We start from the raw sequence: 24,505 nt of genomic DNA on the forward strand, positions 1-24,505 counted from the left end.
CTACTGGTGTCCTCAGCGTCGCGGTCGTTCGTCAACTTCGTCCAACGAGGCATCACGCTTCTGGGTCGTCCGTGGCCCGTGTGACTGGTGTGACTCGTGTGGTTGGGATCCCCCGATCCTCCGAGGAGGGTAGGGCCCGCTCGCCGAAGATCGCGGTTCCGACACGCACGAGCGTGGCGCCGGCTGCGATCGCCTGCTCCAGGTCGCCGCTCATGCCCGCCGAGAGCTCGACCGCCCCGGGGTGGTCGGCCCGCACGCGCTCGGCGAGGGCGGCCAGCCGGGCGAACGCGGGGGCGGGATCGGCTCCCCGGGGGGCGACGGCCATGAGCCCGCGCAGCCGGAGGCCGGGCAGCCCGGCCACGGCGTCGGCCAGCCCGGGCAGGGCGGCCGGGTCGACGCCGCCGCGGGCCGCCTCCTCCCCCGCCGGCCCGCCGAGGTCGACCTGCAGGAGGACGTCCACCGGCCGGCCGGCCGCCTCCCCCGCCCGGGCCAGGGTCTCGGCCAGCGGCAGGCGGTCCACGGAGTGCACGACCGCGCCGAGCCGCGCGACCGCGGCGGCCTTGTTGCGCTGCAGCTGACCGATGAAGTGCCACCGCAGCGGGAGATCGGTCAGCGCGGCCGCCTTGCCGAGCAGCTCCTGGGCGCGGTTCTCCCCGACGTCGAGGTGGCCCAGCCCGGCGAGGGCCCGGACGTCCTCGGCGGGGCGGGTCTTGCTCACCGCGACCAGCCGGACGCCCGCGGGATCCCGGCCGGCGGCGCGGGCGGCCGCGGCGATCCGCTCGGTGACGGCGCGCAGGTTCTGCTCGAGGGGGGACGCGGGCACGGCAGCGATCCTCGCAGCCGTGCGCGCGCCCCTGCTCATGCCCGGAACGTCACGAGAGGAACACCACCCCGGCCTGCCGGCCGGTGACGCCGTCGCGGCGGTGGGAGAAGAGGAAGCGGTCCTCGACGGTGCAGCGCGGGTCGTGCACCACCTGGCCGACGCCGGCCCGGCCGAGCTGCTCGGCCACGCCGGCGCGCAGGTCCAGGCCCGGGGTGCCCCGCCGGGTGCGCACCGCCGCGGCGGGCACCACGCGGGCCACCTCGGCCTGCAGGGCGGCCGGCACCTCGTAGCAGGCGCCGCAGACCGACGGCCCGAGCAGCGCGGTGATCGCGCGCGGACGGGCGCCGAGCCGGCCCATGGCGGCCAGCGCGGCGGGCACCACCTTCCTCCGCACGCCCTCGCGGCCGGCGTGCACGGCGGCGACCACGCCGGCCTCGGCGTCGGACAGCAGCACCGGCACGCAGTCGGCGACGAGGACGCAGAGCACCAGGCCCCGCTCGGCGGTGACGAGCGCGTCGGTGTCGGGCACCGGCGCGTCCTGCGGGCCGTCGACGACGGCGACGCCGGCACCGTGCACCTGGGTCATCCAGACCAGCTGCTCGCCGGGGACGCCGAGCTCGCGGGCGAGGCGCTCCCGGTTGGCCGCGACGGCGGCGGGGTCGTCGCCGACGTGCGCGCCCAGGTTGAACGAGTCGTACGGCGACGCGGACCGGCCGCCCCGCCGATCGGTGACGACCTTGCGGGGTCGCACCGCCGACGGGGCGGCCGGGGACGTGCCGGGGGGCTGCGTCATCAGTTGCGCAGGAACTCCGGGATGTCCAGCTCCTCCTCGAAGTCCTCGCTGGACAGCGGGCGGCGGCCGTTGACGGGCCCCGGGATCGGCGGCAGCGGCGGCACCGTCAGCGGCGCACCGCCGGTGGCCGTGCGCGGGGTGACCGGCGGGGCGGCGGCCGGCGGGGTCGCCGGCGCGACCGGCGCGGGGGCCGGCGGCGTCGCGGCCACCGGGGAGCCGACCAGCCGCTCGCCGGTGGTCAGCGGCGCCGGGGGCGCGGCCGCGGTGCGGTGCGGCAGGCCCGGGGTGAAGGCCCCCGCGGCCGACGTCCCGGCCGGGACGGTGGCGACGCCGGAGTCCTTGCGGTTGCTCGGCTTGCCGCCGTCGAAGCCGGCGGCGATGACGGTCACCCGCACCTCGTCACCCAGGGCGTCGTCGATGACGGCACCGAAGATGATGTTGGCGTCGGAGTGCGCGGCGTCGGAGACCAGCGAGGCCGCCTCGTTGATCTCGAACAGGCCGAGGTCGGAACCGCCGGAGATCGACAGCAGGACGCCGTGGGCGCCCTCCATCGAGGCCTCCAGCAGCGGGCTGGCGATCGCCTGCTCCGCGGCGAGCAGCGCGCGGTTGTCCCCGCGGGCGCTGCCGATGCCCATGAGCGCCGAGCCCGCCCCCGACATGACCGACTTCACGTCGGCGAAGTCGAGGTTGATCAGACCGGGCGTGGTGATCAGGTCGGTGATGCCCTGGACACCGGAGAGCAGCACCTGGTCGGCGGTGCGGAAGGCGTCCATGACGCTGACGTTGCGGTCGCCGAGCTGGAGCAGCCGGTCGTTGGGGATGACGATCAGCGTGTCGCACTCGTTGCGCAGCTCCTCGATGCCGGCCTCGGCCTGCACCGCCCGCCGCTTGCCCTCGAAGGCGAACGGCCGGGTGACGACGCCGATGGTCAGCGCGCCGAGCTTGCGGGCGATCGAGGCCACGACGGGCGCGCCACCGGTGCCGGTGCCGCCGCCCTCCCCCGCGGTCACGAAGACCATGTCGGCGCCCTTGAGCACCTCCTCGATCTCCTCGCGGTGGTCCTCGGCGGCCTGGCGGCCCACGTCGGGCTGCGCGCCGGCGCCGAGGCCCCGGGTCAGCTCCCGGCCGACGTCGAGCTTGACGTCGGCATCGCTCATCAGCAGCGCCTGGGCGTCGGTGTTGATGGCGATGAACTCGACCCCCTTGAGGCCGACCTCGATCATCCGGTTGACCGCGTTCACCCCGCCGCCGCCGATGCCGACGACCTTGATGACCGCTAGATAGTTGTGCGGAGGTGTCATGCGGCGCTCCCCAACTGGACCCTCATCCTCAAGTACAGGCTTACAGTTATGTCAACTCGGTCGACGGAGAGGAAGTTAGGCAGGCGGTCGGGGCGGCACAAACACCCTCGCGTGGTCGGCGTGTCGGTGTCGTGCGATCTCACCGAACTCTCGCGACCCGTTCGTCACATGAGCCTCACGAGGTGTGACGACCCGCCCGGGAAACGTCTCATGTCGGGGTCCACGCTGCGGCGCGCCGGGGACGGCCGCCGGTGCAGATCTCTTCGCGGCCCCGGCGTGTCGCGCGTGTCGCGCGTGTCGGCCGGGACGGGTGTGACGATCCCTCGAGTCAGGCTCGCGGGATGCGCCCGAGCAGGTAGAACTCGTCGTTCGGCGGGATCGCCGCCCAGTGCGCGAGCCGGTTGGAGTAGGCGAACAGGCCGACGATCGCGCCGACGTCCCAGACGTCGTCCTCGGTGAGGCCCTGCTCGCGCAGCCGGTCGAGGTCGGCGGCGGTCACGGCGGCCGGCTCGACGGCCAGCCGGACGGCGACCTCGAGGACCACGTGCATCCGCGGGGGCAGCGGCGCCTTGCGCCAGTCGACGGTGACCTGGTCGGCCAGGTGGGGGTCGCGGGTGCGGATGCGCGCGATCGCCCCGTGGGCGATGACGCAGTACAGGCAGTCGTTGGCCGCGCTCGTCGCGACGACCACCAGCTCCCGGTCGGCCTTGGACAGCGCCGGGGTGTCCTTGTCCATCAGCGCGTCGTGCAGCGCGAAGAACGCCGCCGCCTCGGCCGGGCGCCACGCCAGCGCGCCGAAGACGTTCGGCAGGAAGCCCGACCGTTCCTCGACGTCGGCGTAGCGCTCGCGCAGCTCGGGCGCGAGCTCGGACCGGGGCGGCACGGGGAACCGGCTGATCGGGGCGCTCATGGCGCCATGGTCGACGGGTGGCCCGCGGAGCACCAGCGCGGCCCGGCGACGTGCTGGAGCGGCCCCGTCCCGGGTACCGCCCTGAGCTCGCGAAGGGTGGGGAGGACGGGGTCCTCCTACGGGCGGAGGACCACCGCGGACGGCGCGCTGACGTCGATCGTCGCCGCCGGCTCGAGCGTGCCGGCCGCCAACTGGTCGAGCAGGGCGGTGAGCACGCGGCCCTTCGCCTCGCTCTCCCCCGCCTCGCCCCACAGCACGGTGGTCCCATCGCTGAGCGTCAGCGTCACCTCGCCGTCGTCGTCGGCCGCGGCCTCGGCGAGCTGGTCGCGCACGGCCGCCGGCAGCGCCGCCAGCGCCGCCAGGCCGGCGCGCGTCGCCGCGTCGTCCGGGCCGGGGGCGGCCACGTCCAGCGGCACCACGCCGTCGGGCGCCGGGCCGGTGATGGTGTCGAAGAGCACGCCCTCGGCGTCGACGAGCACCCGCTGCCCGTCGCTGCCGACGACGGCGAGCGGCACCCGCTCGACCACCGTGACGACGACGCTGGACGGCCAGCCGCGGGTGACCTGCACCGACGCGACCTGCGGCAGGCGGGCCACGCGCGCGCGGGCCGCGTCCAGGTCCACCCGCAGCAGCGGCGTGCCGGTCCCGACGCCGGCGGCGTCGCGGACCTCCTCGGCGGTCAGCGACCGGGCCCCGTCGACCTGCACCGTGCGGACGGCGAGCAGCGGGCTGGCCCAGACGACCCAGGCGACGGTGGCCAGCAGCGGGAGGACGAGCAGCGCCCGCAGCCGGCGGGCGCGGCGGCTGCGCTCGCGGCGGGGCCGCTCCGGGTGGCGGTCGCGGGCCGGCGCCGGCCGCGCCGCGGGTGCCCCCCGGGCGGCGCGGTCGCGGGTGGTGGTGCCCGGGCGGCTCACGGGCCGTCCGCGGGGTCGGGGACCCGCCGGAGCGCCTCGAGGACCTCCGGTCCCACCATCGAGACGTCGCCGGCGCCCATGGTCACGACGAGGTCGCCCGGGCGGGCGCGGGCGGCCAGCGCCGGCGCCGCGGCCGACCACGACGGCTCGAAGTGCACCCGCTCCGGCGGCAGCGGCACGGCGTCGGCGACCAGCGCCCCGGTGACGCCGGGGACGGGGTCCTCCCGGGCGCCGTACACGTCCATGACGACGACCTCGTCGGCCAGCCCCAGCGCGTCGCCGAAGCCGTCGGCGAACTCGCGGGTGCGGCTGTACAGGTGCGGCTGGAAGGCCACGACCAGCCGGCCGTCGCCGGCCACCGCGCGGGCGGCGGCCAGCTGCGCGCGCACCTCGGTCGGGTGGTGGGCGTAGTCGTCGTAGACCCGCACCCCGGCGACGACACCCTTGAGCTCGAAGCGGCGGTGCACCCCGCCGAAGCGGGCCAGCCCCTCGATCAGGCCGTCGGCCGGCAGGCCGAGCTCCGTGCCGGCCAGCAGCGCGGCGGCGCTGTTGCGGGCCATGTGCGCACCGGGCACCTGGATGCGCACCCGCCCGATCACCCGGCCGTCGAGCACCGCCGTCCAGCTGGTGCCGTCCGGCGCCACGGCGAGGTCGAGGATGCGCAGGTCGGCGTCCTCGACCGTCCCGTAGGTGCGCACACGGGCCTTCCCGGGCACCCGGGCCAGCCGCGCGGCGCCCGGGTCGTCGATGCAGACGACGACGAAGCCGTCGGGGTCGACGGTCTGCAGGAACCGGTCGAAGGCGGCCTCGACGGCGGCGAGGTCGCCGTAGTTGTCCAGGTGGTCGGCCTCGACGTTGGTCACGATCGCGGCGTGCGGGGACAGCAGGAGGAACGACCGGTCGCTCTCGTCGGCCTCGGCGACGAAGACGTCGCCCTCCCCCGCGTGCGCGTTGCTGCCCGACTCGTTGAGGTTGCCGCCGATGGCGAACGAGGCGTCGACGCCGCACGCCTGCACGGCGACGGTCAGCATCGAGGTGGTCGAGGTCTTGCCGTGGGTGCCGGCCACCGCGACGCTGCGCCGGCCGGCCATGACCGCGGCCAGCGCCACCGCCCGGGGCAGCACGCGCAACCCCCGCGCGCGGGCCTCGGCCAGCTCCGGGTTGTCATCGCGGATGGCGGTGGAGACCACGACGGTGTCGGCGTCGCCGAGGTGGGCCGGGTCGTGGCCGACCTCCACGCGGGCGCCGAGGGCGCGCAGCGCGAGGAGGGTGGGGGTGTCGCGCCGGTCGCTGCCGGAGACGCGCACGCCGCGGGCCAGCAGGATGCGGGCGATGCCGCTCATGCCGGCGCCGCCGATGCCGACGAAGTGGACGGCGCCGAGCTCCCCGAGGGCGGGCACGGGGTCCTTCCAGGCGGCGACGTCAGCGGCGGCCACGGGCAGCCACCTCCAGCACGATGTCCGCGAGCCGCTCGTCGGCGTCGGGCGACCCGGCCGCCTTCGCGCCGCGGGCGTACCCGGCCAGCGCGTCCGGGTCGGTGAGCAGCGGGACGAGAGTCCGCTCGATCCAGGCGGGGCTCAGCTCGGCGTCGTCGACCAGCAGGCCGCCGCCGGCGTCGACCAGCGGCAGGGCGTTGCGGCGCTGCTCGCCGTTGCCGATGGGCAGCGGCACGAACGCGGCCGGCAGCCCGACGGCGGCCAGTTCGGCGACGGTGACGGCACCCGCCCGGCACAGGGCGAGGTCGGCGGCGGCGTAGGCGAGGTCCATGCGTTCCAGGTAGTCGACCACGACGTAGGGCGGCGCGCCCGCCGGGCGGGCCGGGACCGTGACGTCGGTGTTCCTCGGGCCGCGGGCGTGCAGCACCTGCACACCGGCCGCGGTGAGCGCGTCGGCGGCGGCGACGGCGGCGCGGTTGAGCGAGGCGGCGCCCTGCGAGCCGCCGAAGACCAGCAACGTCGGCCGGTCGGCGTCCAGGCCGAACCCGGCGCGGGCCTCGGCCCGGCGGGCGGCGCGGTCGAGGCCGCTGATCGTGCGCCGCAGGGGCATGCCGACGTGCTCGCCGCGGTGCAGCGGGGTGCCCGGCACGGTGACCGCCACCCGCGCGGCCAGCCGGGCGCCGATGCGGTTGGCCAGCCCGGGCAGGGCGTTCTGCTCGTGCACCACCACCGGCACACGTGCCCGGCGCGCGGCCAGGTACGCCGGCAGCGCCACGTACCCGCCGAAGCCCACCACCACGTCGGCCCGCAGCTCGCGCAGCAGCGCCGTGGTCTCGCGGACGGCGCCGACGACCCGGCCGGGCACCTTGAGCAGGTCGGGCGTGGGCTTGCGCGGCAGCGGGACCGGCGGGATCAGCCGCAGGTCGTAGCCGCGGGCCGGCACCAGCCGGGTCTCCATGCCCCGGGCGGTGCCGAGGCAGGTGATCCGCAGGTCGCCGTCCCCCCGCCCGCGCAGCGCGTCGGCCAGCGCCAGCATCGGCTCGATGTGCCCGCCGGTGCCGCCGCCGGCCAGCACGACGCCCGTCCCCGCGCTCACCGGGGCCTCCCCGGGCGGCGGGACGCGGCCGGCCCGGCCGCGGTGCCCGGTCCGGTCACCGGCCGCCGCGGCGCGCTGCGGCCCCGCTCGTCCGCCGGCGGCCGGGGGCGGGCGGCGGTGCGCGGCGCCGTCCGGTCGCGCGGCTCCCCGCCGGGCACCCGGGTGAGCGTGCGCGCGCCGGCGACGACGGGACGGCGGGCCGCCCGGCCCTCGGCGCCGGGCGCCGGACGGCGGCGCGGCGGCCGCACCGGGTCGACCGGCTGCGCCGGCACGGGCAGCAGCCAGCGGGACAGCCGGCCGCGCGCGTGGCGCTGGGCGGACTCGATCGCCGCCGGCTCGGAGCGGGCGAAGCGGACGAGCAGCCCGACGATGAACAGGGTGAGCACCAGCGAGGTGCCGCCCGCCGAGACCAGCGGCAGCGTGACGCCGGTGACCGGCAGCAGCCCGACCACGTAGCCCATGTTCATCGCCGCCTGCCCGACCAGCCACGTGGTGATGGCCACGCTGGCCAGCTGGACGAACCGGTCGGTCGAGCGGCGGGCGATGCGGAAGCCGGCGTAGGCGAGCACGCCGTACAGCGTGACGACCACCAGGCAGCCGAGGAAGCCGAGCTCCTCGCCGATGATCGCGAAGATGTAGTCGGAGTCGCCGTAGGGCAGCAGGCCCCACTTCATCCGGCTGTTGCCGAGGCCGACCCCCCAGAAGCCGCCGGTGGCCAGCGCGTACAGGCCTCGGACCGCCTGGTAGCCGGAGTCGGTGGGGTCGGCGAACGGGTCGAGGAACGAGGTGACGCGCGCCCACCGGTACGGCTCGCTGACCAGGTAGGCGATGCCGGCCAGGCCGACGCCGGCCAGCCCCAGCCAGACCTTCAGCCGGGCGCCGCCGGCCCACAGCAGCGCCACCAGGATGATCGCGAAGGTGATCACGCCGCCGAAGTCCGGCTCGGCCAGCAGCAGCAGGGAGACCAGCCCGAAGGCCGGCACCAGCGGCATGAGCAGCGAGCGCGTCGTCAGGTAGCGGTCGCGCTTGGCGAGCACGTTCGCACCCCACAGCGCGAAGGCCAGCTTGGCCGGCTCGGACGGCTGCAGGTGGGCGAAGCCGAGGTCGAACCACTGCCGGGCGCCGTTGAGCTTCACGCCGACGACCAGCACGAGGACCAGGGCGAGCAGCGCCCCGACCATCGCCCAGCCGGACCAGCGCCGCAGGAAGCGCACCGGCAGCCGCAGGGCGACCAGCAGCGCCACCGAGCCGATCGCCGCCCAGGTGAGCTGCTCGACCCCCGGGGTCCAGGCCGGCTTCTCGTCGAGGGCCGCCGTCACCGACGCGGCGGAGAACACCATGACCAGGCCGATCGCCAGCAGCAGCCCGGCCGCGCCGAGGACCAGGTGGCAGCTGGTCATCGGCCCGTCGAGCCACTCCGGCGGCTGCAGCCGGCGGACGCGGTACCGGCGCGCGGTGGGCGCGGTGGGCGCGGTGGGCGGCGGGGCGGACCCGGGGCGGCGCACGGTGGCGGTCATCGTGGCCTCAGCCCAGCGCGCGCACCGCGTCGGCGAAGGCGCGGCCCCGGTGCGCGTAGTCGGTGAACACGTCCATGGAGGCCGCCGCCGGCGCCAGCAGCACGGTGTCGCCGGGCCGAGCCAGCCGCGCGGCCTCGGCCACGACCTGCCGCATCGTCGCCTCCGCGTCCATCCCCTCATCGTCGCCGCTGGGGACCTCGACGACGGGCAGCCCGGGGGCGTGTCGCGCCAGCGACCGGGCGTACGCGGCCCGGTCGCGGCCCAGCAGCACCGCCCCGGCCAGCCGCGGCGCCACCTCGGCGACCAGCGGGTCGACGTCGGCACCCTTGAGCAGCCCGCCGGCGATCCACACGACGCGCGGGTAGGCGGCCAGCGAGGCGGCCGCGGCGTGCGGGTTGGTGGCCTTGCTGTCGTCGACGTAGTCCACGCCGCCGACCGTGCCCACCCGGACGTTGCGGTGGGCGCCGCCGCGGAAGCCCGCGAGCCCCCGCCCGACGGCCTCGGCCGGCACGCCGGCCGCGCGGCCGAGCGCGGCGGCCACGAGCGCGTTGACGACGTTGTGCGGGCCGCTGACCTGCAGCGCGTCGCGGGCGAGGAGCTCCTCCCCCGCCGGGTCTGCGGCGAACGCCCGGTCGACCAGGACGCCGTCGCGGACCCCCAGCTGGCCCGGCGCCGGCGCACCGAGGGTGACCGTCACCGGGTGCGGGTGGGCGGCGACGAGCCCGGCCGCCACCGGGTCGGCGGCGTCGGCGACGGCGACCGGGGCCCCGCGCAGGATGCGGGCCTTGGCGTCGCGGTAGGCGGCGAACGACCCGTGCCAGTCGACGTGGTCGTCGGCGACGTTGAGGATCGCGGCCGCGGCCGGGGCCAGCGACGACGACCAGTGCAGCTGGAAGCTGGAGAGCTCCACGGCGACGGCGTCGTAGGCGGGGGCGCCGTCCGCCCCCGTCTCGGTGACCACCTCGACCAGCGGCCGGCCGACGTTGCCGGCCGCCACCGCGTGCCGGCCGCCGGCCAGCAGCACCGCCTCGAGCATGGTCACCGTCGTCGTCTTGCCGTTGGTGCCGGTGACCGCCAGCCACGGCGCCGGTTCTCCCCCACCCACCCCGCGCGCGCGGAGGCGCCACGCCAGCTCCGGCTCGCCGATCACCTCCACGCCGCGGCGGGCGGCGTCGGCCAGCAGCGGCGCGTCGGGCCGCCAGCCGGGCGAGGTGACCACCAGGTCGGTGCCCGGCGGCACCTCGGCGAGCGCGCCCAGCCACTCCGCCCCGCCCTCGAGCAGCGGGCCGACGGCGGCGGCGTGGGCGGCGTCGGCGAGCAGCACCCGCGCGCCGCGGGTCAGCAGCACCCGGGCCGCCGCGGCCCCGGAGACCCCGAGGCCGGCGACGAGCACCGTCCGGCCGGACAGCTCCGTCATAGCCCCACGAAGGCGAGCCAGTCGGCGTAGAAGAGGCCGATGCCGAACGCGACCGCCATGCCGGTGACCAGCCAGAACCGCACGATGACGGTGTTCTCGCTCCAGCCGGCGAGCTCGAAGTGGTGGTGCAGCGGCGCCATCCGGAACACCCGGCGCCGGGTGGCGCGGAAGAACGCCACCTGGATGACCACCGACAGGGTGACCGCCACGAACAGCCCGCCGAGGACGACGAGCAGCAGCTCGGTGCGGGTGACGACGGCCAGGCCGGACAGCAGGCCGCCGAGGGCCAGCGAGCCGGTGTCGCCCATGAAGATCCGGGCCGGGCTGGTGTTCCACCACAGGAAACCGAGGCACGCACCGAGCGCGGCGGCCGCGACGAGCGTGATGTCGAGCGGGTCGCGGACGGCGTAGCAGCCGTCGATGAGCTCGTTCGTGCAGTCGTGGGTGAACTGCCAGAAGGAGATGAAGACGTAGGCGGCGAAGACCATCGCCGCGCAGCCCGAGGCCAGGCCGTCGAGGCCGTCGGTGAGGTTGACCGCGTTGGAGAACCCGGCGATGAACAGGTAGGCCAGGATCACGAAGCCGACCGCGCCCAGCTCCAGCTGCAGGATGTCCCGGACGAAGGAGACGCTGGTCGACGCCGGGGTCAGCCCGTCGCCGTCCTCGAAGTTCAGCGCCAGGACCGCGAAGCTGACGCCCACGACGAGCTGGCCGACCAGCTTGGCGGTCTTGTTCAGCCCGAGGCTGCGCCGGTGCCGGATCTTGAGGTAGTCGTCGAGGAAGCCGACGGTGCCCAGCCCGACCATGAGGTAGAGCAGCAGCCAGCCGGTGGTGGTGATCCCGCGGCCGGGCTGGCCCATGAGGAACAGGTGGGCGACCAGGTAGCCGCCGACCGTCGCCGCCACGATGACGGTGCCGCCCATGGTGGGCGTGCCCTTCTTGGACAGGTGGGTCTCCGGGCCGTCGTCCCGGATCTCCTGGCCCAGCCCGTGCTTGCGGAAGGCGCGGATGGCGAGCGGGGTCAGCAGGATCGAGAAGATCAGCCCGAAGCCGCTCGCGAAGAGGACCGACCTCACGCGCCCGCCCCGGTCGACGACAGCACGGGCGCGGCTGGGTCGGGCACGTGCACTGACTCCTCTCCCGGCCGCACCCCGGCGGCTCGAGCCCATGACGACACGGCCCCGCGGGACATGCCTACACCGTGGGCGGGGGCGGCGCCCCGGCGGGTTCGGCTCACGCCGTGGTCCCGGCGGCCAGCGGGGCGAGCGCGTCGCGCAGCACCTGGCGGTCGTCGAACGGGGTGACGACCCCGGCGACCTCCTGGCCGCTCTCGTGCCCCTTGCCGGCGACCAGCACGGTGTCGCCGGGCCGGGCCAGCCCGACGGCGGTGGCGATGGCGGTGCGCCGGTCGCCGACCTCGAGCACCTCGGCCCGCTCGGCGTCGGGCACCTCCCGGGTGCCGGCCAGCATCGCGGCGCGGATCGCGGCGGGGTCCTCCGAGCGCGGGTTGTCGTCGGTGACGACGAGGACGTCGCTGCCGGCCGCCGCGGCGGCGCCCATGCCGGCGCGCTTGCCGGGGTCGCGGTCGCCGCCGCAGCCGAGCACGGTGATCACCCGGCCGGTCGTGGAGCCGCGCAGCGCGTCCAGCGCCGTCCGGACGGCGTCGGGGGTGTGCGCGTAGTCGACCACGGCGACGAACGGCTGCCCGGCGTCGACCGGCTCCATCCGGCCCGGGACGACGGTGGTCGCGATGCCGGCCAGCGCGGTGGCCGGGTCGACGCCCACCGCGTCCAGCAGCGCCACGGCGAGGACGGCGTTGGCCACGTTGAACCGCCCCGGCAGGCGGACCCGGCCCGGCCAGCTGCGCCCGCCGGGGCCGTGCAGGGTGAAGGTGGACCCGCCGTCGGGGGCCGCGGCGATGCCGGTCGCCGTCCAGTCGGCGTCGGCCCCGGAACTCGACACGGTGACCGGGCGGGGCCGGCCGGGCCGGTCGAGGAGGCGGCGGCCGTAGGCGTCGTCGACGTCGACCACCTCGGCGTCGGCGCGGCCGTCGAAGAGCAGCGCCTTGGCGCGGAAGTACTCCTCGAGGTCGCCGTGGAAGTCGAGGTGGTCCTGGCTGAGGTTGGTGAAGCCCGCGACGGCGAACCGCAGCCCGCCGACCCGGCCCTGCACCAGCGCGTGGCTGGAGACCTCCATGACGACGGCGTCGACGCCGGACTCGGCCATGCCGGCCAGCAGCGCGTGCAGCACCGGGGCCTCGGGGGTGGTGCGCGCGCTCGGCACCGCGACGGGGACGCCGTCCCGGCCGCGGGTGCGGGTCTGCACGGTGCCGATCAGGCCGGTGGCCCGCCCGGCGGCGGCGAACCCGGCCTCGACCAGGTAGCTCGTCGTCGTCTTGCCGTTGGTGCCGGTGATGCCGACGACGGTCAGCCGGCTGCCCGGGTCGCCGTAGACGCGGGCGGCGACGGCGCCGAGCACGGCGCGCGGGTCGTCGACCACGCACACGGGCAGCCCGCTCGCGGCGGCGTCGTCGCGGCCGGCGGGGTCGGTGAGGACGGCGACGGCCCCGCGGGCGACCGCGTCGGGCACGTAGCGGACGCCGTGGGTGCGGGCGCCGGGGAGGGCGGCGTAGAGGTCGCCGGGCTGCACGTCGGTGGAGGCGAGGGTGACCCCGGTGACCGCCGTCGCGGGGTCGGGTCCGGTGACGGGCCGGCCGACGAGATCGGCCAGCTCGGCGAGCGGCAGCGGCCGGGTACCCGCAGGTCGGGGCACCGACCCGGGGGCGGTCGGGATCACGGGGCTCCAATCTACCGGCGCGGGCGTCCACGGCCCGGCAACCGACCGGGGCGCGCGCGCCTCAGGGGCCGGTGAGCTGGAAGTCCGGCCGCGGCGTCCCCGACGGCACGATGCCGCCGGCGGTGAGCGCCTGCCGCATGATGTCGGCGAAGACCGGGGCGGCGACCTGGCCGCCCTCCTCGGAGCTGGTGGGGCGCTCGAGGTCGACGGCGACGACGTACTGGGGGTCGTCGGCCGGCGCGAAGCCGACGAACGTCGTCACGTACCCGCCGCCGGCGTAGCCGCCGGTGTCGGGGTTGGCGCGCTGGGCGGTGCCGGTCTTGCCGGCCACCCGGAAGCCCTCGACCGCCGCCAGGGGCGCGGTGCCGCCCTCGCCGACGACGGCCTCGAGCATGTAGGCCATGTCCTCGGCGGTGGCCTCGCTGATGACGCGGGTCCCCTCGGGCGCCGTCTCCCGGGTCACGGTGCCGTCGGCCGCGGTGACCGACTCGACGACCCGGGGCGGGATCCGCACGCCGCCGTTGGCGATGGCCTGGTACACCGACGCCATCTGCAGCGTGGTGACCGAGACGCCCTGCCCGATCGGCACGTTGGCCGCGCGGCTCGCCGTCCAGTCGGCGGAGTCCTGCAGGATGCCGTCGCTCTCGCCGGGGAGCTCGATGCCGGTGGCGCTGCCGACGCCGAAGGCCCGCAGGTAGCGCTCGAGGGTCTCGTCGCCCACCTCGCGGGCCAGCATGATCGTGCCGACGTTGCTGGACTTGGCCAGGATGCCGGTGACCGTCCAGTCGATCGGCTCGTGGTCGTGCGCGTCGGTGACCACCCGGTCGCCGGCCTGGATGTGGCCGTCGACGGTGAGCACCGTGTCCGGGGTGGCCACGCCCTCCTCCAGCGCCGCGGCGAGGGTCACCGCCTTCATCACCGAGCCGGGCTCGAAGACGTCGGACACCACGGGGTTGCCCAGCAGGTCCGGGTCGGTCTGCGAGTACTCGCCCGGGTCGTAGCCGGGGCAGGAGGCCATCGCGACCACCTGGCCGGTGTGCACGTCGAGGACGACGGCCGAGGCGCGGGTCGTGGCGCCGTCGGCGCACGCCTCGGCGAGCCGCTGCTCGGTCACGTACTGCAGGTCCTGGTCGAGGGTGAGGGTGACCGTGCTGCCGTCGACGGCCGCGGTGGACTCGTCGATCCCCGACGGGATCGGGTTGCCGCCGGTGCCCACCTCGACCCGGCGCTCGCCGTCGGTGCCGGCCAGGTCGTCCTGGTAGCGCCGCTCCACCCCGGCCAGCCCCTCGCCGTCGCGGCCGACGAAGCCGACCACCTGGCCGCCGACGAACCCGGCCGGGTACAGCCGCAGCGGGTCGTCCTCGAAGAAGATGCCGCCGAGCTCCAGCTCGGCGATCTCGTCGGTCACCTCGGGCAGGACCTGCCGGGCGAGGACGACGTAGCGGCTGTCCCCCGACAGCTCCTCGGTCAGCTCGGAGACCGGGACGTCGAGCAGCGTGGTCAGCGCCAGCGCGGTGCGCTCGGGGTCGGCGACCACCGTGGGGTCGGCGACCACCCGCGAGGCGTCGACGGTGTAGGCGAACGGGTTGCCGTGGCGGTCGACGATCTCGCCGCGCAGCGCGGCGATGGGATAGGTGCGCAGCCGGTCCTGCTGGGCGGCGGTGGCGTAGTCGCCGCCGTCGACGCCCTGGAGGAAGACCAGGCGGACCAGCACCAGCGTGAGCAGCAGGACGAGGGCGACCAGGCCCCACCGGTTACGGCGGCCGCGCTGCTCGATCGTCAGGCCGCCGGAGCTGCGCCGGCTGCCCGGCGCGCGGCGCGGGGTGAACGGGCTGGTCCCGCGCGGCGACGGCGGGCGGCCGGCCGGGCGCGGCGGCCGCAGGGTGCTCGACACGGTCAGTCCACCCCCGCCGCGTCGTCGTCCGAGGGGTCCGGCGCGGGTTCCGGCTCGCCGCGGACGGTGGAGCTGCCGTCGGGCTCGACCACCAGGTAGGCGGGCGGGCCGGCGGGCACCAGGCCCTCCTCCGCCGCCTCGCGGGCCAGCTCGGCGGGCGTGTTCCCCTGCACCACCTGCCGCTCGAGGCGCTGGACGTCCTCCTGCCGCTGCGCGTTCTCGGTGCGCAGCTGGGTGGCCTTGAGCGAGTCGACCGCGATCGCGGTGTTGAGGAACAGCAGGCCCAGCGTCGTGACGAGCAGCATGGCCACGACCAGCAGCACGAACGGCGCCCGCCGCCGAGGCGTCGTCCGGGGGCGGCGGGCGGCCTCGCCGGCCGGCACCAGCCAGAGGTCCGGCCGCGTCGGGGTGCTGCGGGTGGCGCGGCCGGCGGCCCCGGTGGCGCTGGAGGGGCGGAGGTTCCCGGTGCGGACCACGCCGGTGCGGTGGGTCCGGGTGCGCGGCGCCGTCGTCCTCGGGGTCGTCGTCCTCGGGGTGCCGGACGGCGTCGCCGGGCGGCGGGCGGGCGTGGTCACGCGGCCCGCCGGGTGCGCTCGGCCGCGCGGACGCGGGCGGAGGCGGCGCGCGGGTTGGCCGCGGCCTCGGCGTCGGACGGCGCCTCGCCGCCGCGGGTCAGCAGCCGCAGCACCGGGCGGTGCTCGGGCAGCGGCACCGGCATGCCCGGCGGGGTGGAGTCGGTGGCGCCGGCGGCGAGCGTCTGCTTGACGATCCGGTCCTCGAGGGAGTGGAACGTGATCACGGCGATCCGCCCGCCGACGGCCAGCGCGTCCAGCGCCGCCGGCAGGGCGCGGCGCAGGGCGCCCAGCTCGTCGTTGACCTCGATCCGCAGCGCCTGGAAGGTGCGCTTGGCCGGGTGCCCGCCGGTGCGGCGGGTGGCCGCCGGGATCGACTCGCGGACCAGCTCGGCCAGCCGCCCGGTGCCGGTGAACGGCTCGCGGTCCCGCTCGCGGACGATCGCGGCGGCGATCCGGGAGGCGAAGCGCTCCTCGCCGTACTCGCGCAGCACCCGCGCCAGCTCGCTGGCCGGGTAGGTGTTGACGACGTCGGCGGCCGAGCGGGGCGCGGTGGGGTCCATGCGCATGTCGAGGGGGGCGTCGGCGGCGTAGCTGAAGCCGCGCTCGGGGCGGTCCAGCTGCAGCGAGGAGACGCCGAGGTCGAACAGCACCGCCTGCACCTCGGTCAGGCCGAGCCGGTCGAGGACGTCGGGCAGCTCGTCGAAGACGGCGGGGACGACGGTGGCCCGGTCGGCGACGCCCGAGGCCGCCAGCCGGCGCCCGGCCTCCGCCCGCGCCTCGGGGTCGCGGTCGAGCCCCACCAGCCGCAGCCCGGGGTGGGCGGTGAGCAGGGCCAGCGAGTGACCGGCCAGGCCGAGGGTGGCGTCGACGAGCACGGCGCCGTCGGCGGCGCAGGCGGGGCCGAGCAGCTCGACGACCCGGTCGAGCAGGACGGGCACGTGCACCGGCGGCGCGTGCTCCTGGCTGCTCATCGTCGACTGCCTCTCGAACGGGTCGGACGGCGTCCCCCGATGGTGACGGAGGGACGCGGCGGACTGTGGGAGCCCGGCGGCGAGGCGCGCGGATCGGCGCAGGGGTGCGGCCGAGGTGGGGCGGAGTGGGGGAAGTGGAGCCGAGTGGGGTGGCGTCCCGAGCCGGAGGGGGGAGCCCGTCCCCCGCGGGGCCCGCCTGGCGCCGGGGAAGTGCGTCAGGTGGGGCCCCGCGGGGACGGGGTGGTCCGCCGTGCCCTGCGGGCTCCGGGCGCGTGGACCGAGCCGCGGGGAAGGCGGTTCGGGCCGGTCCTGATCGAGCGGCGGGGAAGGCGGCTCGAGCGGGTGCGTCGGGGTCCGGGCGGTGGCGGACGAGGTCTCGGGGGTCACGACAGCGTCGGCATCCCCTCGCTCTCCATGTCGGCGAAGGCGGCCTCCTGCTCGGCCACGTAGGCCTCCCAGGTGGCGGCGTCCCAGATCTCGAAGCGGGTGTCGACGCCGACCACGACCACGTCGCGGTCGAGGTGGGCGTACTCGCGCAGGTTGGCCGGGATGGTGATGCGGCCGGTCTTGTCCGGCTCGACCTCGACCATCGAGCCGAAGCTCATGCGGGCGCGCATGCGGGCGGCCGCGGTGTCGGCGGGGGCCATCTGCTGCAGCGCGGCGCTCTGCTCGGCGACGCGGGACATCGTGAGGCCGTAGAGGCAGTGCTCCTGGCCCTTCTTGATCACCATGCCCTCGGCCACCTGCTCGCGGAAGCGGACGGGAAGCGCGAGCCGGCCTTTCTCGTCGAGCCGCAGCGGATAGCTGCCGACGAACACCGGATCACCCCCGTCACTGGTCCTCCCCCGGTTGCGCGGCTCCCCCTGGACCGGGAACTGCTCCCCACCGGGCGACACAGTAACCCACTAGCCCCCACTGGACACCACTCGACGCCGTGTCGTGACCTTCTCCGCCCCGTCCTCCCGCCGCAGGTCAGTGCCGCCAGGAGGCCGGTGGGGGGCCGGTGGGGCGCGGTGGGGCGCTCGACCCCCTCCGGACGCCCCGGGCCACGTACCTTGGTGCGCGTGACGGAGGCGACACGGACCGCCGACGGAACGGCCGGGTCCTCGGTCGACGTCGCAGCGGAGGGCGCGCGGATCGCGGCCAACATCGGCCGGGTCATCGAGGGCAAGCCGGACGTCGTCCGTCTCGCGCTGGTGGTCCTGCTCGCCGAGGGGCACCTGCTCATCGAGGACGTGCCGGGCGTGGGCAAGACGACCCTGGCCAAGGCCCTCGCCGCGTCGATCGACGCCAGCGTCCGCCGCATCCAGTTCACCCCGGACCTGCTGCCGAGCGACGTGACCGGCGTCAGCGTCTACGACCAGGAGACGCGCGAGTTCGAGTTCAAGCCGGGCGCTATCTTCGCCAACCTGGTGGTCGCCGACGAGATCAACCGGGCCTCGCCCAAGACCCAGTCGGCGCTGCTCGAGTGCATGGAGGAGCGCCAGGTCACCGTCGACGGCGTCAGCTACGAGCTGGCCCGCCCGTTCCTGGTCATGGCCACCCAGAACCCGATCGAGATGGAGGGCACCTACCCCCTCCCCGAGGCGCAGCGCGACCGGTTCACCGCGCGGGTGTCCATGGGCTACCCCGACCGCGAGGCGGAGCTGGCCATGCTCGACGAGCGGGCCACCGCCGACCCGCTGGCCTCGCTGCCCCCCGTGGCCGACGCCGCGACGGTCCAGGCGCTCATCGGCGCCGTGGGCGGGCTGCACGTCTCCGAGGCGGTCCGTCGCTACGTCGTCGCCCTGGTCGACGCCTCCCGCCGCTCGCCCGACCTGCGCCTGGGCGCCTCGCCGCGCGCCGGGCTCCAGCTGCTGCGCGCCGCCCGCGCCGCCGCCGCGCTCTCCGGCCGCGACCACGTGCTGCCCGACGACGTCCAGGCGCTGGCCGCGCCGGTGCTGGCGCACCGGCTGCTGCTCACCGCCGACGCCACCCTGGCGCGCCGCAGCGCCGAGCAGGTCGTCGCCGACCTGCTGGCGACGGTGCCGGTCCCCCGCGGACGCTGACGCGGTGCGGGGGCGGGTCGGGACGGCGCTGTCGTCCCTGACGCTGCGCGGGCGGTGCCTCATCGCGGCCGGCGGCACCCTGCTCGCGCTCGGCGCGCTGCTCGGCGAGCGGGCGCTGGTGCAGCTGTCGGTCTTCGTGCTCACGCTGCCGTTGCTGTCGGCGGCCGCCGTGGCGCGCGAGCGGTTCCGGCTGGCCTCGCGGCGCACCGTCACCCCCGCGCGGGTGCCGCGCGGGGAGGACGCCGACGTGCTGCTGGAGGTCACCAACGCCGACAGCCGCACCGGCGGGCTGTGGCTGCTGTCCGAGCAGCTGCCCGCGGAGCTCGGCCCCTCCCCCGGGTTCGTGGTGGAGCGGCTGGCCGGTGGGGAGTCGGCGGCGCTGACCTACCGGGTGCGCGGCACCCGCCGCGGCCGGCACACGCTCGGCCCGCTGCGATTGCGGCTGGTCGACCCGTTCGGCCTGGTCCTGCGCACGGCCACCGGCGCGGACACGGTGCCCCTGGTCGTCGTGCCGCGGGTCCGGGCGCTCGGGCCGGGTGGTCCGGCCGGCGGGCACGGCGGGGGAGGCGAGGGCGACCGGCGGTCGATCGCCGTCCACGGCGACGACGACGTCAGCGTGCGCGAGTACCGGCACGGCGACGACCTGCGCAAGGTGCACTGGCGGACCACCGCCCGCACCGGCGAGCTCATGGTGCGCCTGGAGGAGCGGCCGTGGCGGGCGCAGGCCACGCTGCTGCTCGACACGCGCACCCGCGCCCACCTGGTGGCCAACCGCGACGCCGCCGCCCGCGGGGCCGCCGAGGTCGCCGGGCCGCCGGGTGACGACTGCCCGCCGCCGGACAGCCTCGAGTGGCTGGTCGAGGCAGCGGCCAGCATCGGCGTCACGCTGGGCCGGCGGGGCGCGACGCTGCGGCTGGTGACCGAGGCCGGGGAGCTGTCGACGACGGGCGGCCGGGGCGGGCTGGCGCCCGCGGAGCTGCTCGACGCGCTGGCCGGCCTGCGCCCGTCGAAGGTCTCGGGCCTGGCCACCGGGGTGGAGCAGCTGGCCCGGGCCGCCGGTGACGGCCCGGTGGTCTGCCTGCTCGGCGCGGTGGGGTCCGACGACGTCGCCGACCTGGTCCGCGCGCGCTCGGGGCCGTCCACCGACTTCGCCGTCCTCGCCGACATCGGCAGCTGGGCCGACGCCGGGCTCATGCGGGGCCGCCGCTCCCCCGCGGCCACCGCGCGGGCCGAGCTCGACCAGCAGCGCGACGACGCCGCCACGCTGCTGCGCGCCGCCGGCTGGCGGGTCGCGATCGCGCGGGCCGACGTCGCGGTCGAGCAGGTGTGGGCGGAGCTGACCGGCCCCGACGCCGGCGCCGTCCCGGTGGTCGGCGGCGTGGGGGTGCCGGCGTGAACCGGCGGGACGTCACCTCGGCAGTGGCCGCGGCCGCCGCGACGCTGCTCGGCGCCTTCGCGCTCACGCCGGTGTTCGCCGGCCGGGCCTGGCTCGGCCCGGTGCTGGCCACCGTCGTCGTCGTCCTCGCCGGTGGGCTGCTGCTGCGCAGCGCGGGACCGGCGCTGTGGGCGCGGGTCTCGGGCGACCGGCCGGTGCCGCCGCGCCTCGGTGCGCTGGCCGTGCCGCTGGTGCCGATCGGCCAGATCGCACTCATCGTCTGCCTGCTCGTCTCGCTCTACGCGCCGGCGGAGGCCCTGTTCGGCGTCGTCCCCACGCCGGCCGCCGTCGCCGACCTGCTGCGGGTGCTCGCCGACGGCTCCGCCGAGCTGCGCGAGCAGGCCACCCCGGCGCTGCCGCTGCGCGGCCTGCTGGCGCTGACCGTCGTCCTGGTCGGCCTGGTGGCGATCGCGGTCGACCTGGTCGCCGTCGCCGGGCGGCAGCCCGCGCTGGCCGGCCTCGGGCTGCTGGTCCTCTACTGCGTGCCGGTGGCCACGATCACCGGCGGGATCGGGCTCACCGCCGTCGCCGCCCCGGCCGCCGGTCTGGCGCTGCTGCTGTGGGCCGACCAGAGCCGGCGGCTGGCCCGCGGCGGACGATCGGGCCGCCGGGCGCCGCTGGGCACCGGCACGCTGCTGGCCCTGCGCACCGGGGTGCTCGCCCTGGTGGCGGGGCTGGTGCTCGGCGCCGTGGTGCCGACCCTCGCCGAGAACTCCTTCACCACCGGGCTGGGCGGCGGCGCCGGGGACAGCAGCGCCACGGGCACCTCGCTCGACCCGGTCGCCGCGATGCAGGGGCAGCTGACCCTGCCCGAGGCGATCGACCTGCTGCGGGTCGACGCCACCGTCGACGACCCCGGCTACCTGCGGGCGGTGTCGCTGGACTTCTACGACGGGCAGGACGGCTGGACGCTGTCCAACCTCGACGGCGAGACCTCCATCGCCGACGACGACCAGCTGGCCCCGGTGCCCGACCGCGAGCAGAGCCGGCCGGTCTCGGCGACGATCACCGCGCTCGGCCACGCCGACCGCTTCCTGCCGGTGCTCACCTCGCCGCAGGAGGTCGACGTCACCGGCGACGGCGACGACGACTGGCGCTTCGACCCCACCACCGGCACGGTCTTCGGCCGCGACGTGACCACCGCCGGCGTGACCTACGACGTGCGCGCCGCCCAGCCGCAGCCGGGCGTGGACGCGCTGGAGACCTCCCCGGCGCTGGCCGGCTCCTCGACGCTCCAGGCGCGCTACACCGAGCTGCCGCAGCTCGACCCGACGGTGGTGGACCTGGTCCGGGAGCTGACCGCCGACGCGGCGACGCCCTACGCGCGGGTGCGGGCGATCCACTCGTTCCTCACCGACCGGGCCAACGGCTTCGTCTACAGCCTGTCGACCGCGCCCGGGACGACCGGCGACGACCTCGCCGACTTCCTGCGGCTGCGGCGCGGCTACTGCGAGCAGTACGCCGGCGCGATGGCGGTCATGGTCCGCGCGGCCGGCGTGCCCGCCCGCGTGGCGCTGGGCTACACGCCGGGCGACCGGCAGCCCGACGGGACGCGGCTGGTCACCAGCGACGACGCGCACGCCTGGGTCGAGGTCTTCTTCGCCGACCTGGGCTGGGTGCCGTTCGACCCGACGCCGATCGCCACCGAGCGCCGGGTCGAGCTCCCGTGGGCACCGCGCGGCGACGCCCCCGAGGAGGGCGAGCCGGCCGCCGAGCCCTCGGCGCCGACCGCCTCGGCCACCGCCGGTGCCACCGTCGAGATCGACCGCGACGACCAGTTCGTGCCGCTCGACCTGCCGCAGGAGCAGACGGTGCCGTGGCTGCGCCCGGTCCTGCTCGGTGCGGGCGGGGCGGTGCTGGTCCTCGCGCTGCTGGCCGGTCCGGCGCTCGCGCGGGCCGTGCAGCGGCGCCGGCGGCTGGCCGACGGCAGCGCCGCCGCGCTGTGGGACGAGCTGGCCGCCTCCGCGCGCGACCTCGGGGTGGGCCTGCACGCCGCGCGCACGCCGCGGCAGACCGCCCGGCAGCTGGCCGCGGTGGTCACCGGGACCGCCGGAACGGGGGCCGCGGTGCGCCGGCCGGACTCCGCCGACGAGGCCGCCGCCGTCGACGCGCTGCGCCGGCTGGCGCTGGCCGAGGAGGCGGCGAGCTACGCGCGGCCGGGTGCGGCGGCCGATCCCGGGCTGGCCGGGGCGCTGCGCACCGCCCGGCGGGGGCTGGTGCGGGCGACGCCGCGCCGGGCCCGGCTGGTGGCCCTGCTGTGGCCGGCGTCGCTGATGACCGGCGCCGGGCGGCGGGCCGTCGAGACGCTGGGCCGCCGGCTCACGGCGCTGCTCCGCCGCCGACCCCGCCCCGCCTGAGGCCGCCCGCCGGTACCAGCGGCGGCGACCCGCGCGGTGGGGTCGCCACCCGCGCCGCGGGTGAGGCGAGGCTGGGATCAGCTGAGCTGATCGTGGCGCCTCCTCCCCCACGGTGGGATGTGAGGGAGGAGCCGTTGCGGTGAGGGAGGACGGCGCCCGTGACCCGCGCGGTGTGGTCGCGACCCGCGCCGCACACCGTGGGGGTGGCGAGCACACGCCGCGGATGAGCGGCTCGGGAGATGCGAACGGCCGCCGTCCCGGGGGGACGGCGGCCGGTCGGCGTCGTGCGGGGGCTACTGGTCGTAGCGGCGGCGGAAGCGCTCCTCGAGGCGGTTCTTCAACGGCTGCTTGCGCGGACGGCCCTTGCGGCCGGTCGCACCGCGCGGACCCGCGGCACCCGGAGCGCCGGCCTCGACGGCACCGGTGGCGGACTTGTAGTTGAGGACGCCGAGCGCGGCACCGCCGAACATCACGAGGAAGCCGGCGACCCCCAGCCACACCGAACCGGCGACGGCGCCGCCGATCAGGCCGGCCAGGCCGACGAGCACCAGCAGCGCACCCAGCTGCAGCTTGCGGCGCGCCTTGACGCGGCGGTCACCGCTGCGGACCGAGGAGGCGAACTTCGGATCGTCGTCGACGAGGGCGCGCTCGATCTGCTCCAGCAATCTCTGTTCGTGCTCGGAGAGCGGCACGTCGACCTCCAGTGGGCCCAAGCCAAGACCGCCGGCACGTCCGGCCGGCGTGCCCCCGAGGATACGAGCCGATCGCAGGGTGCGAAAGGCGAGTCTGCGGCGACCCGCCGGGTTCCTGCGGAGATCACTCCCCCGGGTGCCCCCCGGCCGTCGCCGGAGCGGCCGGCGGGCCCTGGTCGGTGGCCGCCGTCCCGCGCCGGGCCCGCTCGGGACGCGGGATCGCCCGGCTCGCGGCGAGGCCGCCCTCCCCCTCCCCGCGGGCCCACCGGTCGCGGTGCAGCAGCGTGGCGGGGCGCACCACCCCGGCCCCGAACCGGCGGGCGGCCCGGTCGGCGGCCAGCTCGGCCTCGCGCCGGCCGTGCTCGCGGGCCCCGAGCTCGAGCTGCCGCGGTGCGGAGTCGGCGTCGACCAGCCGCTCCGCGCGCACCCCCACCAGCCGGATGCGCGCGCGGTCCAGGCCGAGGGCGTCGAAGAGGGCGCGCGCGGTGTCGTAGAGCTCCTGCCCGACGTCGGTCGGGACGGCGAGGGTGCGGCTGCGGGTGATCGTGGCGAAGTCGGCGAAGCGCACCTTGATGCTCACCGTGCGGGCCAGCGCCCCGTGCGAGCGCAGCCGCCCGGCGGTGCGCTCGGCCAGCCGCAGCAGCTCCCGGTGGATCACCGCCGGGTCGTCGACGTCGGTGGCGAAGGTCTCCTCCGCCCCGGTGGAGCGCTCCGGCTCGTCGGGGACGACGCGGCGGGGGTCGCGGCCCCACGCCAGCTCGTGCAGGTGCGACCCGGCCGCCGGGCCGACCGCCCGCTGCAGGGTGCGCGCCGGCACGTGCGCGAGGTCGCCGACGGTGCGCAGCCCGAGCCGCAGCAGCTGCTCCTCGGTCTTCGGGCCCACGCCCCACAGCGCGCCGACCGGCAGCGGGTGCAGGAAGTCCATGACCTCGGCCGGGCGGACGACGAGCAGCCCGTCGGGCTTGGCGGAGGTGGAGGCCAGCTTGGCCACGAACTTCGTGGGCGCCACCCCGACCGAGCAGGTGATCCCCTGCTCGTCGTAGACGCGGGCGCGGATGTACTCGCCGATCTCGGCCGCGTCGCCCAGCCGCCGGCCGGCGCCGGCGACGTCGAGGAACGCCTCGTCCAGCGAGAGCGGCTCGACCAGCGGGGTGATCGACCGGAACAGCGCCATGACCGACCGCGACACCTCGGCGTAGAGGGCCATGTCACCGGGCAGGACGGTGGCCGTCGGGCACAGCCGCAGCGCCCGGGCCGTGGGCATGGCGGCGTGCACGCCGAAGCGCCGCGCCTCGTAGGTGGCCGAGGTGACCACCCCCCGGTTGCCCGCACCCCCGACGATGACCGGCGTGCCGGCGAGCTCCGGGTGCCGCCGCACCTCGACGCTGGCGAAGAAGGCGTCCATGTCGACGTGCAGGACGGTGCACCCCTCGGCGCGGCCCGGCGACGGCATGACGACCCCTCCTCCCAGCTCGAACACGTGTTCGATACCCGGGCAGCGTAGCGGGCAACCGGGGCACCGCCCGGACG

Annotated in this window: 20 protein-coding genes; 3 read left to right on the forward strand and 17 right to left on the reverse strand. The window is 76.9% G+C overall.

The window, feature by feature from the left end; all coding sequences use genetic code 11:
* Positions 1-52: 52 nt before the first annotated feature.
* The 15 genes from ACI797_RS15095 to mraZ form a co-directional block, all read right to left on the reverse strand.
* Positions 53-823 (reverse strand): YggS family pyridoxal phosphate-dependent enzyme, encoded by a 771-nt coding sequence (locus ACI797_RS15095; RefSeq protein WP_456859513.1) that lies wholly within the window; start codon positions 821-823, stop codon positions 53-55.
* Between the two features lie 49 nt (positions 824-872).
* Entirely contained in the window at positions 873-1,616 is a 744-nt protein-coding gene (pgeF, locus tag ACI797_RS15100) for a peptidoglycan editing factor PgeF (RefSeq protein ID WP_456859514.1), read from the reverse strand.
* Positions 1,616-2,917, reverse strand: coding sequence for a cell division protein FtsZ (gene ftsZ, locus ACI797_RS15105; protein WP_456859515.1), 1,302 nt, complete (start codon positions 2,915-2,917; stop codon positions 1,616-1,618). The genes pgeF and ftsZ overlap by 1 nt, the downstream gene beginning before the upstream one ends.
* Before the next feature lie 328 nt (positions 2,918-3,245).
* Positions 3,246-3,827, reverse strand: a complete 582-nt coding sequence (locus ACI797_RS15110) for a peroxidase-related enzyme (protein ID WP_456859516.1) — start codon at positions 3,825-3,827, stop codon at positions 3,246-3,248.
* A 116-nt stretch (positions 3,828-3,943) separates the two neighbouring features.
* A complete protein-coding gene (locus ACI797_RS15115) occupies positions 3,944-4,741 on the reverse strand; it encodes a cell division protein FtsQ/DivIB (RefSeq protein ID WP_456859517.1) in 798 nt (265 codons plus the stop codon).
* The gene (murC, locus tag ACI797_RS15120; protein ID WP_456859519.1) at positions 4,738-6,177 is read right to left on the reverse strand and encodes a UDP-N-acetylmuramate--L-alanine ligase; all 1,440 of its coding nucleotides are present in this window, start codon (positions 6,175-6,177) and stop codon (positions 4,738-4,740) included. The genes ACI797_RS15115 and murC overlap by 4 nt, the downstream gene beginning before the upstream one ends.
* Positions 6,164-7,273 (reverse strand): undecaprenyldiphospho-muramoylpentapeptide beta-N-acetylglucosaminyltransferase, encoded by a 1,110-nt coding sequence (gene murG / locus ACI797_RS15125; protein WP_456859520.1) that lies wholly within the window; start codon positions 7,271-7,273, stop codon positions 6,164-6,166. The genes murC and murG overlap by 14 nt, the downstream gene beginning before the upstream one ends.
* The gene (ftsW, locus tag ACI797_RS15130; protein WP_456859521.1) at positions 7,270-8,790 is read right to left on the reverse strand and encodes a putative lipid II flippase FtsW; all 1,521 of its coding nucleotides are present in this window, start codon (positions 8,788-8,790) and stop codon (positions 7,270-7,272) included. Before ftsW ends, murG begins: the two co-directional genes overlap by 4 nt.
* Positions 8,791-8,797: 7 nt before the next feature.
* The gene (murD, locus tag ACI797_RS15135) at positions 8,798-10,207 is read right to left on the reverse strand and encodes a UDP-N-acetylmuramoyl-L-alanine--D-glutamate ligase (RefSeq protein ID WP_456859522.1); all 1,410 of its coding nucleotides are present in this window, start codon (positions 10,205-10,207) and stop codon (positions 8,798-8,800) included.
* The gene (gene mraY, locus ACI797_RS15140; RefSeq protein ID WP_456539275.1) at positions 10,204-11,283 is read right to left on the reverse strand and encodes a phospho-N-acetylmuramoyl-pentapeptide-transferase; all 1,080 of its coding nucleotides are present in this window, start codon (positions 11,281-11,283) and stop codon (positions 10,204-10,206) included. Before mraY ends, murD begins: the two co-directional genes overlap by 4 nt.
* Positions 11,284-11,440: 157 nt before the next feature.
* Positions 11,441-13,003 (reverse strand): UDP-N-acetylmuramoyl-L-alanyl-D-glutamate--2,6-diaminopimelate ligase, encoded by a 1,563-nt coding sequence (locus ACI797_RS15145; RefSeq protein ID WP_456859523.1) that lies wholly within the window; start codon positions 13,001-13,003, stop codon positions 11,441-11,443.
* Between the two features lie 61 nt (positions 13,004-13,064).
* A complete protein-coding gene (locus ACI797_RS15150; protein WP_456859524.1) occupies positions 13,065-14,897 on the reverse strand; it encodes a peptidoglycan D,D-transpeptidase FtsI family protein in 1,833 nt (610 codons plus the stop codon).
* Between the two features lie 2 nt (positions 14,898-14,899).
* Positions 14,900-15,472 carry a hypothetical protein gene (locus ACI797_RS15155; protein ID WP_456859526.1) on the reverse strand — a complete coding sequence of 191 codons (573 nt, stop codon included), beginning with the start codon at positions 15,470-15,472 and terminating at the stop codon, positions 14,900-14,902.
* Positions 15,469-16,443: a 16S rRNA (cytosine(1402)-N(4))-methyltransferase RsmH gene (gene rsmH, locus ACI797_RS15160; protein ID WP_456859527.1), complete on the reverse strand. Its 975-nt coding sequence runs from the start codon at positions 16,441-16,443 to the stop codon at positions 15,469-15,471. Before rsmH ends, ACI797_RS15155 begins: the two co-directional genes overlap by 4 nt.
* A 383-nt stretch (positions 16,444-16,826) precedes the next feature.
* Positions 16,827-17,261, reverse strand: coding sequence for a division/cell wall cluster transcriptional repressor MraZ (mraZ, locus tag ACI797_RS15165; RefSeq protein WP_456539280.1), 435 nt, complete (start codon positions 17,259-17,261; stop codon positions 16,827-16,829).
* Between the two features lie 246 nt (positions 17,262-17,507).
* Here mraZ and ACI797_RS15170 point away from each other — a divergent pair, with 246 nt between their 5' ends.
* From ACI797_RS15170 to ACI797_RS15180, 3 genes are read left to right on the forward strand one after another with little or no spacing between them, the layout of a single operon-like run.
* On the forward strand, positions 17,508-18,491 hold the full coding sequence (locus tag ACI797_RS15170) for an AAA family ATPase (protein ID WP_456539281.1): 984 nt from the start codon (positions 17,508-17,510) through the stop codon (positions 18,489-18,491).
* 4 nt (positions 18,492-18,495) lie between these two features.
* Complete coding sequence (locus ACI797_RS15175) at positions 18,496-19,887, forward strand: DUF58 domain-containing protein (RefSeq protein WP_456859528.1); 1,392 nt, start codon at positions 18,496-18,498, stop codon at positions 19,885-19,887.
* Positions 19,884-22,283 (forward strand): transglutaminaseTgpA domain-containing protein, encoded by a 2,400-nt coding sequence (locus tag ACI797_RS15180; protein WP_456859529.1) that lies wholly within the window; start codon positions 19,884-19,886, stop codon positions 22,281-22,283. Before ACI797_RS15175 ends, ACI797_RS15180 begins: the two co-directional genes overlap by 4 nt.
* A gap of 293 nt (positions 22,284-22,576) precedes the next feature.
* Here ACI797_RS15180 and ACI797_RS15185 read toward each other — a convergent pair whose 3' ends face one another.
* Together ACI797_RS15185 and dinB are read right to left on the reverse strand one after the other, a co-directional pair.
* Positions 22,577-22,975: a DUF3040 domain-containing protein gene (locus ACI797_RS15185; RefSeq protein WP_456539284.1), complete on the reverse strand. Its 399-nt coding sequence runs from the start codon at positions 22,973-22,975 to the stop codon at positions 22,577-22,579.
* A 124-nt stretch (positions 22,976-23,099) separates the two neighbouring features.
* A complete protein-coding gene (gene dinB, locus ACI797_RS15190; protein ID WP_456859530.1) occupies positions 23,100-24,428 on the reverse strand; it encodes a DNA polymerase IV in 1,329 nt (442 codons plus the stop codon).
* Positions 24,429-24,505: the final 77 nt, after the last annotated feature.

This window comes from Geodermatophilus sp. SYSU D00691, from assembly GCF_054050275.1.

Excerpts from the sequence above, each read along its gene's own strand:
- pgeF (WP_456859514.1), bottom strand. The coding sequence starts at position 1,616 with ATGACGCAGCCCCCCGGCACGTCCCCGGCCGCCCCGTCGGCGGTGCGA.
- ftsZ (WP_456859515.1), bottom strand. The coding sequence starts at position 2,917 with ATGACACCTCCGCACAACTATCTAGCGGTCATCAAGGTCGTCGGCATC.
- ACI797_RS15110 (WP_456859516.1), bottom strand. The coding sequence starts at position 3,827 with ATGAGCGCCCCGATCAGCCGGTTCCCCGTGCCGCCCCGGTCCGAGCTC.
- ftsW (WP_456859521.1), bottom strand. The coding sequence starts at position 8,790 with ATGACCGCCACCGTGCGCCGCCCCGGGTCCGCCCCGCCGCCCACCGCG.
- murD (WP_456859522.1), bottom strand. The coding sequence starts at position 10,207 with ATGACGGAGCTGTCCGGCCGGACGGTGCTCGTCGCCGGCCTCGGGGTC.
- rsmH (WP_456859527.1), bottom strand. The coding sequence starts at position 16,443 with ATGAGCAGCCAGGAGCACGCGCCGCCGGTGCACGTGCCCGTCCTGCTC.
- dinB (WP_456859530.1), bottom strand. The coding sequence starts at position 24,428 with ATGCCGTCGCCGGGCCGCGCCGAGGGGTGCACCGTCCTGCACGTCGAC.